The organism is Deltaproteobacteria bacterium, from assembly GCA_022340465.1.
Taxonomy (GTDB): Bacteria; Desulfobacterota; Desulfobacteria; order Desulfobacterales; family B30-G6; genus JAJDNW01.
The window spans coordinates 96,428-112,135 of sequence record JAJDNW010000024.1 but is presented as its reverse complement, the minus strand read 5'-3'; the positions used below and the strand labels follow the sequence as shown (position 1 = coordinate 112,135).

General features: G+C 54.1%; 18 protein-coding genes. 10 read left to right on the top strand and 8 right to left on the bottom strand.

Annotated features, from left to right (window positions below; translation table 11 throughout):
• Positions 1-3 precede the first annotated feature (3 nt).
• From LJE94_04755 to LJE94_04745, 3 genes are read right to left on the bottom strand one after another with little or no spacing between them, the layout of a single operon-like run.
• Positions 4-579: a C-GCAxxG-C-C family protein gene (locus LJE94_04755; protein MCG6909418.1), complete on the bottom strand. Its 576-nt coding sequence runs from the start codon at positions 577-579 to the stop codon at positions 4-6.
• A gap of 18 nt (positions 580-597) precedes the next feature.
• Complete coding sequence (locus LJE94_04750; GenBank protein ID MCG6909417.1) at positions 598-1,128, bottom strand: rhodanese-like domain-containing protein; 531 nt, start codon at positions 1,126-1,128, stop codon at positions 598-600.
• A 22-nt stretch (positions 1,129-1,150) separates the two neighbouring features.
• Entirely contained in the window at positions 1,151-1,612 is a 462-nt protein-coding gene (locus LJE94_04745) for a DoxX family membrane protein (GenBank protein ID MCG6909416.1), read from the bottom strand.
• A 359-nt stretch (positions 1,613-1,971) separates the two neighbouring features.
• Between LJE94_04745 and LJE94_04740 the strand changes: the two genes are divergently transcribed.
• The 4 genes from LJE94_04740 to LJE94_04725 all read left to right on the top strand — a co-directional run bounded on the left by LJE94_04740 (position 1,972) and on the right by LJE94_04725 (position 5,152).
• On the top strand, positions 1,972-2,781 hold the full coding sequence (locus LJE94_04740; protein MCG6909415.1) for a zinc ABC transporter substrate-binding protein: 810 nt from the start codon (positions 1,972-1,974) through the stop codon (positions 2,779-2,781).
• A 331-nt stretch (positions 2,782-3,112) separates the two neighbouring features.
• Complete coding sequence (locus LJE94_04735; protein ID MCG6909414.1) at positions 3,113-3,892, top strand: ABC transporter ATP-binding protein; 780 nt, start codon at positions 3,113-3,115, stop codon at positions 3,890-3,892.
• The gene (locus tag LJE94_04730; GenBank protein ID MCG6909413.1) at positions 3,885-4,703 is read left to right on the top strand and encodes a metal ABC transporter permease; all 819 of its coding nucleotides are present in this window, start codon (positions 3,885-3,887) and stop codon (positions 4,701-4,703) included. Before LJE94_04735 ends, LJE94_04730 begins: the two co-directional genes overlap by 8 nt.
• A gap of 8 nt (positions 4,704-4,711) precedes the next feature.
• A complete protein-coding gene (locus LJE94_04725) occupies positions 4,712-5,152 on the top strand; it encodes a transcriptional repressor (protein MCG6909412.1) in 441 nt (146 codons plus the stop codon).
• A 117-nt stretch (positions 5,153-5,269) separates the two neighbouring features.
• Here LJE94_04725 and LJE94_04720 read toward each other — a convergent pair whose 3' ends face one another.
• The 4 genes from LJE94_04720 to LJE94_04705 form a co-directional block, all read right to left on the bottom strand.
• Positions 5,270-6,739, bottom strand: a complete 1,470-nt coding sequence (locus LJE94_04720) for a sigma-54 dependent transcriptional regulator (protein MCG6909411.1) — start codon at positions 6,737-6,739, stop codon at positions 5,270-5,272.
• A gap of 167 nt (positions 6,740-6,906) precedes the next feature.
• Complete coding sequence (locus LJE94_04715; GenBank protein ID MCG6909410.1) at positions 6,907-7,713, bottom strand: response regulator; 807 nt, start codon at positions 7,711-7,713, stop codon at positions 6,907-6,909.
• A 52-nt stretch (positions 7,714-7,765) separates the two neighbouring features.
• Positions 7,766-8,194: a DUF1634 domain-containing protein gene (locus LJE94_04710; protein ID MCG6909409.1), complete on the bottom strand. Its 429-nt coding sequence runs from the start codon at positions 8,192-8,194 to the stop codon at positions 7,766-7,768.
• A gap of 41 nt (positions 8,195-8,235) precedes the next feature.
• A complete protein-coding gene (locus LJE94_04705; GenBank protein ID MCG6909408.1) occupies positions 8,236-9,213 on the bottom strand; it encodes a sulfite exporter TauE/SafE family protein in 978 nt (325 codons plus the stop codon).
• A 104-nt stretch (positions 9,214-9,317) separates the two neighbouring features.
• Here LJE94_04705 and LJE94_04700 point away from each other — a divergent pair, with 104 nt between their 5' ends.
• From LJE94_04700 to LJE94_04675, 6 genes are all read left to right on the top strand, one after another.
• A complete protein-coding gene (locus tag LJE94_04700; protein MCG6909407.1) occupies positions 9,318-9,689 on the top strand; it encodes a response regulator in 372 nt (123 codons plus the stop codon).
• Positions 9,686-11,446: a two-component sensor histidine kinase gene (locus tag LJE94_04695; GenBank protein MCG6909406.1), complete on the top strand. Its 1,761-nt coding sequence runs from the start codon at positions 9,686-9,688 to the stop codon at positions 11,444-11,446. Before LJE94_04700 ends, LJE94_04695 begins: the two co-directional genes overlap by 4 nt.
• Positions 11,443-11,802: a response regulator gene (locus tag LJE94_04690; protein MCG6909405.1), complete on the top strand. Its 360-nt coding sequence runs from the start codon at positions 11,443-11,445 to the stop codon at positions 11,800-11,802. The genes LJE94_04695 and LJE94_04690 overlap by 4 nt, the downstream gene beginning before the upstream one ends.
• An 84-nt stretch (positions 11,803-11,886) precedes the next feature.
• A complete protein-coding gene (locus LJE94_04685; GenBank protein ID MCG6909404.1) occupies positions 11,887-12,561 on the top strand; it encodes a hypothetical protein in 675 nt (224 codons plus the stop codon).
• 91 nt (positions 12,562-12,652) lie between these two features.
• A complete protein-coding gene (locus tag LJE94_04680) occupies positions 12,653-13,147 on the top strand; it encodes a response regulator (GenBank protein ID MCG6909403.1) in 495 nt (164 codons plus the stop codon).
• Between the two features lie 294 nt (positions 13,148-13,441).
• Positions 13,442-14,254, top strand: a complete 813-nt coding sequence (locus LJE94_04675) for a cytidylate kinase family protein (GenBank protein MCG6909402.1) — start codon at positions 13,442-13,444, stop codon at positions 14,252-14,254.
• An 87-nt stretch (positions 14,255-14,341) separates the two neighbouring features.
• Here the strand turns inward: LJE94_04675 and LJE94_04670 are convergent, their stop codons facing one another.
• The gene (locus tag LJE94_04670; GenBank protein MCG6909401.1) at positions 14,342-15,652 is read right to left on the bottom strand and encodes a YcaO-like family protein; all 1,311 of its coding nucleotides are present in this window, start codon (positions 15,650-15,652) and stop codon (positions 14,342-14,344) included.
• Between the last annotated feature and the right edge of the window lie 56 nt (positions 15,653-15,708).

Here is a 15,708-nt window from a genome sequence, read left to right as displayed (position 1 = left end):
CCTCTACTTTTTAATGGAAAACCAATGTCGAAGTCGTATTGTCAAGACATTGATCCAGTGGTCTCGCCTGTGGAGAAATGCGTTGTCTGTCGCTTCCATCAGATCGGGCCGCCGGTACAGAATCAGCCGTGCCGCAATGGTGGCCGCGGCTTCCGTCAACCGGGCGCACTGCTGGAAATGCGCCTTTTCATCGTGCCTGACACTGCGGGAAAGCACCCGGCAGCAGGTGGCGCCGTTGGCCGCTTTGAATGCATCGTGAAGCTGCCGCGCACTCCGGCGCATCTCCTTGCGGTGGAGATAGGGCCGGCCTTTGCCGACAAACAGACCGCACGCCAGCACCGCGCCGCTCAGCGCACCGCAAAGGCACCCGCTTTCTCCCATCGCTATGCTGAAGGGAGCCGCCATGGTCAATGCCTGGGATTCACTCAGGCCCCCGTCGAAAGCCTTGTTCAGGGTTATCAGAACCGCTTCCGTGCACAACAGCTGCCGGGTCAGGTACAGGTTGCCAGCCCGCCTGCCGATGGCTTTGACCAATGTCTCGGCCCGGGGGTTGTTCTCGTCCAACCATTTAGACATCATATCAACCGTTGCGTGAACCTATTCCGCCTTTTCAACGGGATAGTCGGCACCCTTCCAGGCAAAAATGCCGCCGGAATAGCGATAAACGTTTTTATAGCCCAACCTGACGGCCCAGGCCGCACCGTTGTGGCTGCGGGTGCACTTCACAAAACCGCAATAAATAACGATCAATTTATCTTTATCACTGCCCAGAAGTTTTTCAAATTCAGCCTGGGTCCTGCCGTCGGTCTCCTTGGTGTCCCACGCTTCCATCTCCGGGATAGGAAACAGGAATTGGGCTGCACCGGGTACATGTTGCTTTTTGTAGCTGGCCTCGTAAGGCATGGTGTCCACGATGAGGATCTCTTTTCCGGCATCGACCCATGCTTTGAGCTCAGCAGTGGTAACCAGATCGTAGCCGCCGCGCTGAACCTCCCGAACCAGCTTGACCGCACCGGTCTCCTTTTGCAGCTCTCTTTCAAACTTGCTGTCCATCCAGGCTGATGCCGGGACCGTCAGACCCAACAAGAGACCGATGATCAGCACCACACTCACCGTTGTTCTACCCATTCGCATTGTTTTTTCTCCTTTTTTATCTTGTGTAACGATTGCCGGCCATGATTTTCTGCGGCTCTATGGCTTGAAACCGGCGCCAAGCGTAGATGCATATGACGCCGGCCATCATGGCGATGTCACGAAACAGAGCCTCGCGGAGCCCATGAAACGCTTTGGCTTCCGGGTCTTCCGTTCCGAAGCAACCGCAATCCACGTCCAGTCCCATCCAGATGCCGTAGCCCAGCACGGTCATGAACACCATCAGCAAACCTGCGATCGCCGCCAGGCTGCCGCGAATGTCAAAAAGGATCCCCAAGCCGGCCGCAACCTCCAGGATCGGAAGCAGGATCGCCGCCGGCGCAAGCAACACCTCGGGAAGGATGCCGTATGCCCCGATCAAGACGGAAAAAACCTGCGGTTCCAGCAGCTTGGTGCCTCCGGCATAGATGAAAAGAGCGCCCAGCGCCCAGCGCAGCAATTTGTAGATCCAATGCAACATGAAAGACCTCGTTTGGGTGTTTTGAATACCGTGGCCCTAAATATATAGCTTTTTTCGATCTGTCAAACTGGATATTCCGATATTAATGTCGAAATCTATCGGAATCTCCGGTACAACTTACGCGTTAGCGCTTCATCGATGGTCGCCATACCGCTTCGATTGAAAATAATGACCGGTTAAAATTCGCGTTAGCCGTGTTGCATCTTCCGCTTCCGTGCAATATATTTGCATATGCGTCTAAAAGCCGTTGCCACCCATCAGGGGGGGGTGCAGTGATCGATTCGACAAAACTGATTACGATAATTTTTACCTTAATATCATTACTTTCAACTAACAGCGCCGCCGCCGGCAGGCTTCCCGTGTTTGCCAGCATCCTGCCGCAGAAATATTTCGTGCAACAAATTGGCAGGGACCTGGTGGATGTTCAGATCATGGTCCGACCGGGCGCCAACCCGGCCACGTACGAGCCCAAACCCAGACAGATGGCCGCCCTTTCACAGGCGAGGATCTATTTCGCCATTGGTGTACCCTTCGAAAGCGCCTGGTTGCAAAAAATTGCCGCCACCAACCCCGGTATGAAAGTGGTCCATACGGATTACGGCATCGAAAAGCTTGTCATGGCGGTTCATGGCCATGAAAATGAAACGGGAAAGCGCCACGAAAAAGAGGATTGGGAGCATGCCGGTTTAGACCCGCACATCTGGTTATCGCCGCCGTTGGTGAAGGTCCAGGCCCGCACCATACTGACGGCGCTTCAGGAGGCCGACCCGCAACACGCGGGCATCTTTGCCGACAACTTCCAGGCATTTGCAGCGCGAATCGACGCTCTGGACGACGAACTGAAAAAGGATTTTGCAGGCAGGCAGGGTCTCAAGTTTATGGTTTTCCACCCATCCTGGGGATATTTTGCCCAGGCTTACGGACTCGAGCAGGTGCCCATCGAAATCGAAGGCAAGTCGCCCAAACCCGCCCATTTGAAAGCGCTTATCGAAAATGCCAGGAAAGACGGAATCCTTGTCATTTTTGTTCAGCCCCAGTTTTCCACCAAAAGTGCCGGACTCGTTGCCCGGGAAATCGGCGGCCAGATAGTCTTTGCCGATCCGTTGTCCGATGACTGGCTGGAAAATCTTCGCAGGGTGGCAACAAAATTTATCGAGGCTTTAAAATAAATTTTCATACACATTAGAAGCACACAAAAGCACGCCTCTTGTTCAATGACTTATGTTTTCCTAAACTTAGCGATTTTCGGGTTTGCCGCAGATGCAAGAAAAATGTCTTTTCGCTATAGTGGTCTATGCGAGATGACATTTGACGCCGCAGGTGCGGTGAAGCCGGAAATCCCGGAGGGTTCCAAATTTTAAGAATTCAAACAGATATAATCCATTGAAGACATTTATATTTTTATCATTCTTAAAATTTGAAACGCTCAGCTTAGGATTTTATATCCGTTATACAGCTTGTTAAAAGATATCGTGACCGATTCTAATGAATGGAGGCACAATGCCTATTGTCGAAATCAAAGACCTCGACTTTGCCTACAACGGAGACCTCGTGCTGCAGGACGTGAACCTTTCCATACGGCAGCCCGATTTCATGGCCGTTATCGGTCCCAACGGTGGGGGCAAGACGACCCTTTTAAAACTGATCCTGGGTCTGCTGAAGCCTGACAGGGGCACTGTCAGCGTCGATGGCATGCATCCCAGAAAGGCGGCGGCGCGCATCGGATACGTACCCCAGGATTTCCAGATAAACGCCACCTTTCCCATTACGGCCCTGGACGTGGTCCTGATGGGCACGCTTGACCCGATGAACCGCCGGCCGCTGCAGTCCGCAAACCGCCGCAAGGCGCTGGAGGCCCTCGATCAAATGGAGATGGCAGCGTATGCCGACCGGAAAATCGGTTTGCTTTCGGGCGGCCAGCGGCAGCGCGTGTTCATTGCCCGCGCCCTGGTGACCCGCCCCAAGCTGCTTCTGCTGGACGAGCCCACCACCAGCATCGACACCAGGGGTCAGGCGGATTTTTACCGGCTTCTCAGCGAACTCAACAGGGAGATTACCATCATGATCGTTAGCCACGATCTATTGGTGGTCTCCCGCTATGTAAAGTCCGTGGCCTGCGTCAACAAACGCCTGCACCATCACAACCAACCCGAAATTACCGGTGATATGCTGGAAACCATGTACCCCTGCACCGTGGAAGAGGTCTGCCCCGTGGAATTGGTGGCACACGGCCTGCCCCACCGGGTGCTGATGGACCATGAGGAAAAGACCGATGGTTGAAGCCCTTCAAATGGATTTCATGCGCAATGCCCTGGCGGCCGGCCTTCTGGCAAGCATCATCTGCGGCATCATGGGCACCCTGGTGGTGGTCAATCGCATCGTGTTTTTATCCGGCGGCATCGCGCATGCATCCTACGGCGGTATCGGGCTGTCCCTCTACTTCGGCTGGCCCTACCTGCCGGGCGCCGTCGGTTTCTCACTGGGTGCCGCCATGCTGATGGCGGCCATCAGCCACACGCTCAAGCACCGTGCCGACACGATCATCGGCGTCGTCTGGGCGCTGGGAATGGCCTTCGGCATCATCATGGTGGACCTGTCGCCGGGCTATCATGTGGACCTGATGAGCTACCTGTTCGGCAGCATCCTCACGGTTCCGACATCGGACCTTTTCACCATGCTGATCGTCGGCATCATAATGACGATCCTGGTGTCCTATCACTACCAGGGCCTGTTGGCCATGTCCTATGACGAGGAATTTGCGCGCATCAGGGGGGTTCCGGTAAAAAGGCTCTATTTCGGTCTGATCGGTATGCTGGCCGTCACCATCGTCCTGGTGATCCAGGTGGTCGGCCTGATCCTGGTGATCGCCCTGTTGACCATACCCCCGTTCATTGTGGAGAGACACGCCCGATCCCTGTTTCAAATGATGGTGGCCTCCAGTGCCCTCGGGGCCGTGTTCACCGTCGCTGGCCTCTGGCTTGCGTACCGCTACGACCTCACTTCAGGCGCTGCGATCATCATGGTTTCCGGCGTCGCTTTTTTCCTGTCGCTGCTGATCGATCGGATCCGCCTGCGCAAAAAAAAAGGATAGCGCACCCTATGTGCCACCAATGTAATTACGAAAACCTCCTGACGGCAGCCAATCTGGAAGCCAGCACCAACCGGATGCGTGTCCTGGAGGTGGTGGGAAACAACGGCTTCCCCCTTTCCGCGGGTGACATCTACAAAACCCTGAAACGCAGCAGCACGATCAACCGTGTGACCGTCTACCGCATCCTCGACCTCCTGGTCGACCACGGCCTGGTGGACCGCATCAGCACCGGCGGCCGTGCCTTCTACTACGGACTGGCCCCGAACGACCACCACCGGCCCCACCCGCATTTTTACTGCAAGGTGTGCGGGCAAATGGACTGCCTGAGCCCGGAAATGCTCAACGTCGACACCGACCCCCTGTGGAAAAACTTTCCGGGGCGCATCGACAAGGTGGAGATACGCATCGACGGGATCTGCAGGAATTGCCAGAAAAGCCGGGTGCACTGAGGGACATCTCTCACCCCACCGCTGGGGTTCCGTTGGCTGGTGTAAAATGGCCGCGGCCATAGCGCTTGCCCGCCAAAAACGACCCTAACCCCAACGCTGCAAAAGCTTGAGGCGCATTCATTCTTCCGATCTTTCTGCCTTGAACAGTTTGAGCTTGCGCCATAAGGCGGCGCGGCTTATTCCCAGGATTTCCGCTGTTTTAGACTTGTTGCCGCCGGTCACTTCGAGGACCTTAATGATGTAGCGCTTTTCCAGTTCGGCCATGGTCGCAAGCTGATCCGATTCCATGAGGCATTCGTCCTGCTTGTCCTGCAGAAATCTTACGGGCAGGTGCCGGCGCGTGATTGTCTTGCCGCCGACAATGATCACCGCCCGTTCGATGATATTCTTGAGTTCGCGGACATTGCCCGGAAAGTCATAATCGAGCAGTATTTCGACCACTTCCGGTGAAATTGCGTCTACCGGTTTGTCCAATTCGCGGCGGTATTGGTCAAAAAAATAGCGGCAAAGGAGATAAATGTCATCTTTGCGATCCCGCAGCGGTGGAACGGTCAACTCGAACAAGTCCAGGTGATCGTAGAGTTCCCGGCTGAAGGTGCCCGCCTCGACCAGCGCAACCAGATCGGTCTCCGTCGTCACGATGATGCGGATATCCGGGTCGGTTTCCGCCTGGCTGCCCGCCGTCCGCTTCTCGGACACGGTCAAGGTCGTCATCAGCTGGTCCTGCATGGGGGCGGACAATTTTTCCACCTGATCGAGAAACAACGTACCAACGGGTTCCGCCCCGAATATTCCGCTGCCGGTTCGAATGGCTTCGTAAAGCCGGCCGCCCGAAAAGCCGAGAAGCTGCTCGGTCAGGTGGGCATTGTTGAAATTGGCGCAGTTTATCGCCAAAAAGCGTTTGTGGGCATAGCGGCTCCCCGCGTGGATGACCCTGGCCGCCAGTTCCTTACCGCTGCCCGGCTCGCCCTTCAGGGTGACCGTACAATCCAGCGGGGCCGCACTCGCAATGTTTTTGCGCAGCTCCTGCATGGCGGCTGTTTCGCCTACAATCCGCAAACGATTTTTTTCCTCCTGAAGGCCCGCATCGGTTAGGGCGGGTGTGCCGGGGGCCGCGCTCTTGCGCGCGACTTCATCCCGGCGCAGGCTCGTCCGAGAAATCGTCGCAGTGGCCGCTTCGCCGGCCGACGGTGCGGATGCGGGATGAATGGCCACGACGTGGCCATTGGCATTGAGTTGTCTGACGAAATGCCAGAAATCACCCATCCTGTCTTTTTCGAAATAAATGGAATTCAGTGATTCGGTGGCCTGCCGGACCTTCTCACCGCCGTGGCCGGTCAGCAAAACGGTCCTCAAATTGGGGCGGATCTCCCTGAGCTTGGTGATGACGACCAGCCCGTCCATGTCGGGCATCTGGTAATCGACGATGGCAATGTCGATGGGTCGATTTTGGGCGATCTCAATGGCCGCCGTTCCGTTGGTTGCGGTATGGGGCACAAACCCCAGTACTTCCATGCGCTGGGCAATGGACGCTAACAGTTCTTCCTCGTCATCTACCAGAAGCACCTGTTTTGCCCGGGTTGTCATATTCGTCTTAATCTTCCGCGCCAGTGCGCGATCACATGGTTGTCACTCCTCCGGCCCCATCCCAGCAAGCTTTGTATGAGTGGATTGAACACTCCCCGCAGCAAGCTTGAGGGGAATCTTCACCGTATGGAATGTTGTCTTTTTTCCGATTCGCCCGCTATTCCGGTTCAGCTTTTCTTTTTATGCTTGGTTTCAATTCCCACGGCATCTTCGATGTCGCCGCCTTCGGCCATCCCTGCCGCCGCCAAATGCCTTTCCAGCCGCTGCAGGTTCCTGCGGATGAAGCTCCAGAATTTGCTCATCTCCGCTTTTTCGAAATACTGGGCATCGAGGGCCTGGGTGGCTTCTCGGAGCTTTTCATCTCCGTGGCCGGTGAGAAGCAGCGCGTCAATGTCGGGGTCGATCTCCTTGAGCTTGGTGATGACCACCAGGCCGTCCATGTCGGGCATTCTCTGATCGACCACCGCTATCTGGATCTTGTTGCTGGCGGCTATCTCCAACGCTTCACGGCCGTTTAGGGCAATCAGCGGATCGTAGCCCTTGAGCCGGATGCGGTCGGCCAGTGTGTTGACAAATTTTTCGTTATCGTCCACCAGTAAAATGTTGATGCCGCCTATGGGAAGGTTGGACAAAAATTCCCAGAAATTCCCCATCTCTTCCTTATCGAAATAGGTCGAGTTGAGCGCCTCGGTGGCCTTCTTCAGTTTTTCGCCCCCGTGGCCGGTCAAGAGGATCGTACGAATATCCGGCCATATCGCCTTGAGCTTGGTGATGACCACCAGTCCCTCCATATCCGGCATCTGTTGGTCGACGACGGCCACATGGATGGTTGTCTTTTGGGCGATTTCCATCGCCGCACCGCCGTTTTCCGCGGTGTATACGCTAAACCCTTTAAGCTTGGCGCGTTCGGCGGCGGATGCAAGAAACTTGGGATTGTCATCGACCAGCAGGATATTCACTTTTTTTTTGCTCATGTCTACCTACCTTTGTTCTCGAAAGGGATGATGTTGATTTGGCACTTTTCTTTCAATGGCCGCCGCTGCCCAAAATACCTGAAGCGGCCAATGACAAAACGATAATTTCCAGTATACTGATGACAGTAAAAATCCAGTCTTTCTTGCGAGCATAGCCTCTGATCAGGACCAGGTAGCAAAAGATGGTCATGAGGCCCAGCAAGGTGAAACCGATATAGTTGATAAAGTCGCCCTTCAGCAAAAGGCCGGTCCATCCCCAGCCGTGGGGCGAATGGGTAATTTCCAGGTATTCATGGATGCCTTTGCCCCAATTTGCGGAAATGACCTGCATGTCCACATGGGACGGCAAGATGCCAGTCACATAGATCGCGTAGGTGATGACCATGACGACTATACCGAGTGCCATGCCCATCAGCAACAAATTTGCGTAAATGATCTGCTCCCGTGAAGGCTTGAGCGATTCTTTGTCCATATCTGACATATCGGTGATCTCCTTATCTAATATTGATCGTTTCGATTAAATTAGCCCATGAGACCCAAGCCCAACCCCTTGTCCAGGGCCTTTAAACCGGCGAAAAAAAGCACCGCAATGACCATGTAGCGAATGAACTTGGGCTTGGCCACCGCCAGAATGCGAACCCCTAAAATGGATCCGAGCATCAGCCCGACGATGGATGGAATGGCAATCAGCGGAATCACGCAGCCCCGGTTCAGATAGATCCATGCGGCCGATGTATCGGTGATGGAAAGCAGAAATTTGCTGGTGGCCACGGAAACCTTGAGGGGTACCCCCATGAGAAGGTTCAGCACGGGCACGTTGGCCCAGCCGGCACCCAGTCCAAACATGCCGGCCAGAATACCGATCAGGATGAACATGAAGAGCCCCAGCAGGGTGCGGTGGGTTTTCCAGGACACGCTCTCGCGGGCGCCGTCATCCCAGTAGATCCCCTGCAGTCCCAGAGCCAGGCCGATGGCGTCCTGTTTTTTGACCACCGGCTTTTCGGTATTTTTTGAAAACAGCAGTAGAAAAGCGATACCGACAATGGTTCCCCCCAGGCAGGCCTGAATCAGGTTGGGATTCAGCCGGGACAGATACAGGCCGAGCATGGCCCCGCCGATAGAGCAGGCCGAGGCAATCAGGGCGACCGGAAGCGCCAGCCGCAAGTTGGCCAGGTTGCGGCGCAACAACCCGGGGCCGGCGGCCAGCGCACCTGCCAGGGCCACCATCAACCCGATGCCCCTGACAATATCGATGTGGAAGGGGAAAAAACCGCTGACCAAAGGCACATACAGCACACCGCCCCCGACGCCGGCCATAACCGCCAGCACGCCGAGAACCAGACAAAAGAAAAACAGGATCACCGGCCAGAACCACCAGGGATGGGTCGCTGCACTGCCGGCCACAGCTTCTGCGGCGGAGGCGACAACGGGAGAACCGATAACAACAACCACGAGGATGAAAAGCCGGCGACAAATGGATACCACTCGATTGTTTAACATTTATCCAATACCCCTAAATTAGTGTTTACAATTTAAACTTTTCGATTTATATGTTTCACATAAAGCAATTTTCGGGTCCAGTCAACCCAAAATGGTGTTGCATTATGAAATGTTTTGACCTATTGATTGTCGATGACGAAAAAGGGTATGCTGACATGCTGGCCAAGCGCCTGGGGTTGCGGGGATTGACCTGTGAGGTGCGATACGACGGGAAGACGGCGCTTGACAGCCTATCCGAAATTTCGGTGCCGGCCGTGGTTCTGGACCTGCGGCTGCCGGACCTGTATGGAACCGAAGTGCTGAAACAAATCAAGGCCTACCGGCCGGAAACGGCGGTAATCATCCTGACCGGGCACGGAACGGAGAAGGACCGACAGCGGTGCATGTCCCTGGGGGCTCATGCCTTCATGAACAAACCACTGGACGTGGACCGGTTGCTGGCGATCATGGTGAAGGTCAAAGAAGGTTCGGTATGACCGACTCGATCAAAAACGGGCTGCAGGGAATACTGCCCAGATTTCACGTCAAGGACGACGAGCAACTGAAACCATACCTCACCTTCCGGGATTACCGTCAGATGTGGGGGATGGGCATTTTCATCCTGCTGGCCACCGCCCTGCTCCCGCTGATCATCACGACCATCACCTACTATCAGCTGATCGAACGCTCCATCGACACCGAGTCGCTGTTGCGAACGGAGCGACTGACGTCCAATGCCAGGCGGGCGGTTACCTTTTTTCTGGAAGAACGCCTGGCGGCGCTCACCTTCGCAGCCAACGAAATGAGCTATGTAAAACTGTCGGACCCCGACGTCCTGGACGACGTGCTGCACAACCTGAAAATGGGGTTCGGCGGCCTGACCGATCTGAGTGTGATTGCGGACAACGGCACCCAGGTGGCTTATGCCGGCCCCTTTCAGCTGAAAGGCAAAGATTACAGTGCGCAGCCCTGGTTCATGGAATGCCAACAGCACGATGCCTGTGTCAGCGAGATCTTCTCGGGCTATCGCGATGTCCCCCATATCGTTGTGTCGGTCAAGGCCTCGCGGCCGAATGGCCGATATTTTGTGTTGCGCGCCACCCTCGATACGGAAAGATTGATCCAGACCCTGTCCACGTATAAGACCGGAGAACATGCAGACATTTTCCTGACCAACCGTCAGGGAGAGCTGCAGACGCCCTCGCAATACCGCGCAACGGACTCCAACTTCAGCCGCATCCCCGTACCACCCTATTCCGAAAGGACCCGGTCCATGGTGATACCGGACACCGGCAAACAGTCCGTCCTGGTCGGCTACGCCTACATCACCACCAACATCGCACCCACGAACTTCATCCTCATGGTGGTCAAACAGAAGGCCGGCATGATGAAAGTCTGGCTGGATCTTCGCCGCCAGTTCAACTGGTTTTTTGCTGTCAGCGCCGGCGTCATCTGCCTGGTTATCTTCATGATCTCGTCCGTCATGGTCAATAAACTGTTCCAGGCTGACCGGGAAAAAGCCAAGACCATGGCCATGGCCGAGCAAAACTGCCAACTGGCATCCATCGGGCAGCTGGCTGCCGGCGTGGCCCACGAAATCAACAACCCACTGGCGTTGATCAACGAAACCGCCGGCTACATCAAAGATCTGTTCCTCATCAAGCAGCAATACCAGGAAGACCCGGATCTGGTGGAGCACATCGATTCGATTATCGAGGCGGTAGAACGCTGCGGCACCATCACACGGCAGCTGCTCGGTTTTGCGCGCCGTTTTGACGTCCAGACCCAGTCCATCGATCTCAACAAAATGGTCACCGATGTAATTAATTTTCACAAAAAAGAAGCGGAATACCGCGACATATCGATTCATGTGGACATCCCGGACACCATTCCACTCATTGAGACGGACCGCGGCAAACTGCAACAGATCATTCTCAATCTGGTCAACAATGCCTTTCAGGCCATCGGCAACGGATGCTTTCTCGACATCCGGGCCAAGATGGCGGATCCGGAGCATGTGCAGCTGTTGATCCGCGACAATGGGTGCGGTATATCCGAGAACCACCTGAAAAAGATTTTCGATCCTTTCTTCACCACCAAAAAAGAGGGCGAGGGAACCGGTCTTGGGCTGTCAATTACCTACGGGCTGGTTCAAAAACTGCATGGCAACATCACGGTTCAAAGTAAAACGGATGAAGGAACGACCTTTGCAGTGACCTTACCCGTTAGAATCGAGAAGGATTCCTTATCATGAATCTTCTGCTTGTCGATGACGAAAAAAAATTTGCCTCGATGCTGGCCCGGCGCCTCGAATTGAGAGGAATGCAGGTTACGGTCTGTTTTTCCGGTGAAGACGCGTTGGCAGCAGTTGAAAAGGAGGCATCCTATGATGTCGCCATTCTCGATGTAAAAATGCCGGGTATCGGCGGCATGGAACTCAAAAACAGGTTGCGTGAGCAATATCCCCGCATGAAGATTATTTTCCTGACCGGCCACGGGGCCAATGCAGATTTCCAGGCGGGGGTCCAGGAAGCGGAGGCCTATCTGCCGAAACCCCTGAACATAAACGACCTCATCGCATCTTTGAAGCGACTGGAAGAAGAAACGTAAGGCCGCTTTGGCGATGGGGTGCGCAACACCGCGAATATGGTTGTAACCCTTCGCGTGCCATGTATTGCAAGGTGAGGCTTGGTTATGAAAAACGAAAAGGACCTATTTGACTACGACAGTCTGGCATTTTTCGGGCGGGTCAATGCATCGATCTCCCATGAACTGAAAAACATCATGGCCATTATCTCCGAAACCGCGGGACTGTTGACTGACCTGTCGGAAATGGCCTCCACGGGAACGCCTGTCGATCCCGATATGCTTAAGAACAGCGCCGGCAGCATCATAGAAGAAATTCAGCGCGCGTTCAAAACAATTCGCCAAATGAACCGCTTCTCCCACAGCGTCGATGCACCGATCGTCTCCGTCGACCTCGTGGAGCTTTTGGATTTAATCTGCCAACTGGCAAATTATCTCTCTTTCTGCGGCAAAATCCGTCTCACCCCGTGGGACGGCGACCCGCCCGAGGTTCAGACCTGTCCTTTCGCACTCCAGGCCATCGTATACGAAATCGTGGTGCAGCATTTTAAAAATGAGGGACCGTCGGCGGAACTTGACATTGACGTCCAACCGTTGTCAAATACGGGGTGGGTGATCGGCATTGCGGATCCCGGGTCCCATGGTCTTCAGGATTTTACCGACAACCGGATCGAGAAGGCGGCGACATCGATCGGTGTCGCCATCAAAGGGGAAGGCGGCCATCTGAAGCTGAACGTACCGTTAACGATTCAAACCGGCCTTGCTAAAAGTGAAGCCGGGTAACCGCTTGATGACGGCTGCACATCGCCGATCCGTATGAACTCGAATACATTTTACCCTATCCAGGTTTTAACCTGCCTGGGCGGAGGGCGCCATGGAAACGGAAAATACGATAAAAATTCTACTGGTCGATGACGAAGTCAAATTCTTGAAAGCCATTGCGGATCGGCTCGTCCTCAAGGGGTTTGAGGTCACGACCGCCGAAAGCGGAAACGCGGCCGTGCGTGCCGCCCAAAAGGGTGGCTTCGATGTGGCAGTCATCGACCTGCAGATGCCGGAGATGGACGGTACGCAGGTTTTGAAAATTCTCAAACAAAATCACAAATTCATCGAAACCATCATGCTGACCGGCCACGCCACCGTTGATTCCGCCGTGGAGTGCACCAAGCTCGGCGCATTCAACTATCTGGAAAAGCCCTACGACTTCGACAAGCTGGTGGAAGCGATCAAGGAAGCCTACCATGCCAGGCTGCAAAAGAAGTTCGAAAGCAACCGCAAGCGAATGGAGGCGATCGAGAAGCTGTCCCGGAACCAATCGCCGCTGGGCTTGCTCAAGGCGCTCGCCAGGCTTGATGACGACGAGAAATAGATAACGCCCACAGCTCTGAGGTGGGTGATATCAAACGCACGCCGCAATTTAAGCAATCGTTGCCATGTTGTTTATGCAACTTTTGGGAAAACCGGTCGTTTGCACCCCGCACAGCCCATTTCATCCATACGCTTTTCCAACCGAACGTCAGACGATCTTGACAAACCGCGATCGTTCCTTAATTTATCCGCATGACACAATGTGGTGATTTATATTTGACCGACACAACCAATAATATATAGATATTTCAAACTAAATTTAAGTTATACCACCATTCGATATAAGGAGGCGCCCATGGCGTTAATCACGATTTCAAAAAACGTCGGCAGCGGCGGCACAAAAATCGCCGAGCTGGTCGCCGCGGGCCTCGGCCTCGAACTTTATGACGATAACCGGCTGCAATCCGAGGCGCTGCAATCAGGAGTGCGCGCTGATGATCTGCGGCACCTGGATGAAAAAATACCCAACCTTTTCGATCGCATCCTGGGAGCCAATACGGAGCTCTACCTCGATGTAATGGAATCGGTTGTTTATGATGTTTCGAAACGGGGCAAAGGCGTCATCATGGGGCATTGCAGCCAGATGCTCCTGCGCGATTTCAACTGCGCCCTGCATGTTCGCGTCAACGCCCCGTACGAAAAGCGTATCGAAAATCTGACGCGGGAACGAGGGCTGAATCGCGCACAAGCCGAAAAGCTGATTGAGAAAAGCGACCGGCAGGTGAACGGCTTTTGCAAATACGCCTTTAACATGAACCTGGAGGACCCGTTTCTTTATGACCTGATTTTGAACACGGAAAAGCTGAGCGATGAAACCGCAGCCAAACACATCATGGAGCTGGCGGCATCGAATGAGATCGACGCCTGCAGCATCAGTGCTGTGAAAAGTATGGAGAAACTGGCGCAGAAGAAAAAAGTGGAAGCCGAAATTTTGCGCAACGATATCAGCTTGTACATGCTGGATGTCGATGTTCAAGAAAACGGCCGGGTGTCCATCAGCGGCTTGTCAACCTCGAGGCTCGACGCCGAGCGCATCCCTGAAATCGTCCGGTCCGTACCAGGCGTTGAGGATGTCAAATCGAGCATCGTCGTCGCGAATTTGATGTAAGTGACGACGCCGTTTGGATTTGTTAACGTTCCGCGCCTACGTATCATATTATTGAAACGACTGGTTTGGGTAAAAACAAGACCGGATCTAGAAAAAAGATTCCATTACGCATTTAAAATGCTCCCCCCGCCAGGCGGAATCGGGATTCGTGTTAACCGAGGTCAAAATATCGCTGGGAACAAATGGAAGAAAGTCCGAAATGCCCGGCATAACGACCCGAACCACCGGGAATCCCAGGACCGGATGGGTGAGGTTTAAAACGATCAAATCGGTATCGAGCTCACGGCATATGTTTTCGATGGCTTCTATTTCTGACAAAATATCCCCCCCAGGACTGCCTCTAAAAGCGATGGTGTCTCCTTTTTCCAAAAAGGAGATGTCTTTTTGAGACACGCAGCACTTGAACAACAGGTAAAAATTGGAAACCCGGGAGCGATGGATGAGCGACCTGTCCATATCGGGACGGGTCGCCATCAGGGTGCTGCGGCCCTGCATGTATTCGGTCAGGCAGCGGCTGAGTGCCTCCTCCAAATTGAAGGAAACGCCCGGCATGAGAATTTTGTGCTCCAGTCGTCCAACGGGTATGTTGTGGTTGATGAACAACACGCCGATGCTCGGAAATCGTCCGTCCATGGAGAGGTCCTTCAATATGATTTCAACATTTTCGTTTTCATAAGACGCGATCATGGATTTCAGGCCGTCGCTTTTAAGGGTGTCCTTGTCAATGGTGGGAATGGTCTGTTCGGGCTTGATGATCTGAATTTGAGTGTGGCGTTCAAATATTTCGCAAGCAGCCTGGACAAGGGCCTCTTCCAATGTGTTTCCGGCAGCCATGCCGTTGGACGCGTTAATGTAGGCGATAAAATTGACGGGAACCTTGACGGTTTTGCCCTGCATCAGCGAATAGCCGTCCACCCAGTGTCTTGCCATTTGGCTGTCTTTGATTTTTTTGACGTCGTCTGGAATCAGGTTGGGCTGGTTGCGCAGCAGGGTTTCAATGGGCAGGTATTCGCCCTGTAATTTATCCTGGTGGCTGTTCACGTAGCCGTCCAGCCATTCGTAATTTAAAAACCGGCTGACCTGCCGGCTGTAAAGGGCGGGCATGTTAAAGCGGACTTGTTCTTCAAAGGCCGGATAGAACAAACCGCCGCTGAACCGCTCTGCCAGTTCTGCGTGCGCGCTGGCCTTGGAAAGCATCGGGGTAAGGCCTTTGCCCTGACACTCCAGATTAATGCCGTAGATACAAATGCTGGACCAGTGGATCTGGTCTGAAAATTGAAAGGGTATATGCTGGATATCATAGCCCAATCGGTCGAACCCGGCTGCTATGTTGCGGACGGTGTTTTCCGGTGTGTCCGTCTTTGCGAATTCGTTGCGGATGTAGTTTTTTAAAATCATGCCCTGTTCCCTTCCAGACCACCGGGCGAGAGCCTGCAGCTCAAACCGTCGGGCCA

Coding starts and splice junctions, on each gene's coding strand:
- LJE94_04755 (MCG6909418.1), bottom strand. CDS start 579: ATGATGTCTAAATGGTTGGACGAGAACAACCCCCGGGCCGAGACATTG.
- LJE94_04750 (MCG6909417.1), bottom strand. CDS start 1,128: ATGGGTAGAACAACGGTGAGTGTGGTGCTGATCATCGGTCTCTTGTTG.
- LJE94_04745 (MCG6909416.1), bottom strand. CDS start 1,612: ATGTTGCATTGGATCTACAAATTGCTGCGCTGGGCGCTGGGCGCTCTT.
- LJE94_04735 (MCG6909414.1), top strand. CDS start 3,113: ATGCCTATTGTCGAAATCAAAGACCTCGACTTTGCCTACAACGGAGAC.
- LJE94_04730 (MCG6909413.1), top strand. CDS start 3,885: ATGGTTGAAGCCCTTCAAATGGATTTCATGCGCAATGCCCTGGCGGCC.
- LJE94_04725 (MCG6909412.1), top strand. CDS start 4,712: ATGTGCCACCAATGTAATTACGAAAACCTCCTGACGGCAGCCAATCTG.
- LJE94_04720 (MCG6909411.1), bottom strand. CDS start 6,739: ATGACAACCCGGGCAAAACAGGTGCTTCTGGTAGATGACGAGGAAGAA.
- LJE94_04715 (MCG6909410.1), bottom strand. CDS start 7,713: ATGAGCAAAAAAAAAGTGAATATCCTGCTGGTCGATGACAATCCCAAG.
- LJE94_04710 (MCG6909409.1), bottom strand. CDS start 8,194: ATGTCAGATATGGACAAAGAATCGCTCAAGCCTTCACGGGAGCAGATC.
- LJE94_04705 (MCG6909408.1), bottom strand. CDS start 9,213: ATGTTAAACAATCGAGTGGTATCCATTTGTCGCCGGCTTTTCATCCTC.
- LJE94_04700 (MCG6909407.1), top strand. CDS start 9,318: ATGAAATGTTTTGACCTATTGATTGTCGATGACGAAAAAGGGTATGCT.
- LJE94_04695 (MCG6909406.1), top strand. CDS start 9,686: ATGACCGACTCGATCAAAAACGGGCTGCAGGGAATACTGCCCAGATTT.
- LJE94_04690 (MCG6909405.1), top strand. CDS start 11,443: ATGAATCTTCTGCTTGTCGATGACGAAAAAAAATTTGCCTCGATGCTG.
- LJE94_04685 (MCG6909404.1), top strand. CDS start 11,887: ATGAAAAACGAAAAGGACCTATTTGACTACGACAGTCTGGCATTTTTC.
- LJE94_04680 (MCG6909403.1), top strand. CDS start 12,653: ATGGAAACGGAAAATACGATAAAAATTCTACTGGTCGATGACGAAGTC.
- LJE94_04675 (MCG6909402.1), top strand. CDS start 13,442: ATGGCGTTAATCACGATTTCAAAAAACGTCGGCAGCGGCGGCACAAAA.
- LJE94_04670 (MCG6909401.1), bottom strand. CDS start 15,652: ATGATTTTAAAAAACTACATCCGCAACGAATTCGCAAAGACGGACACA.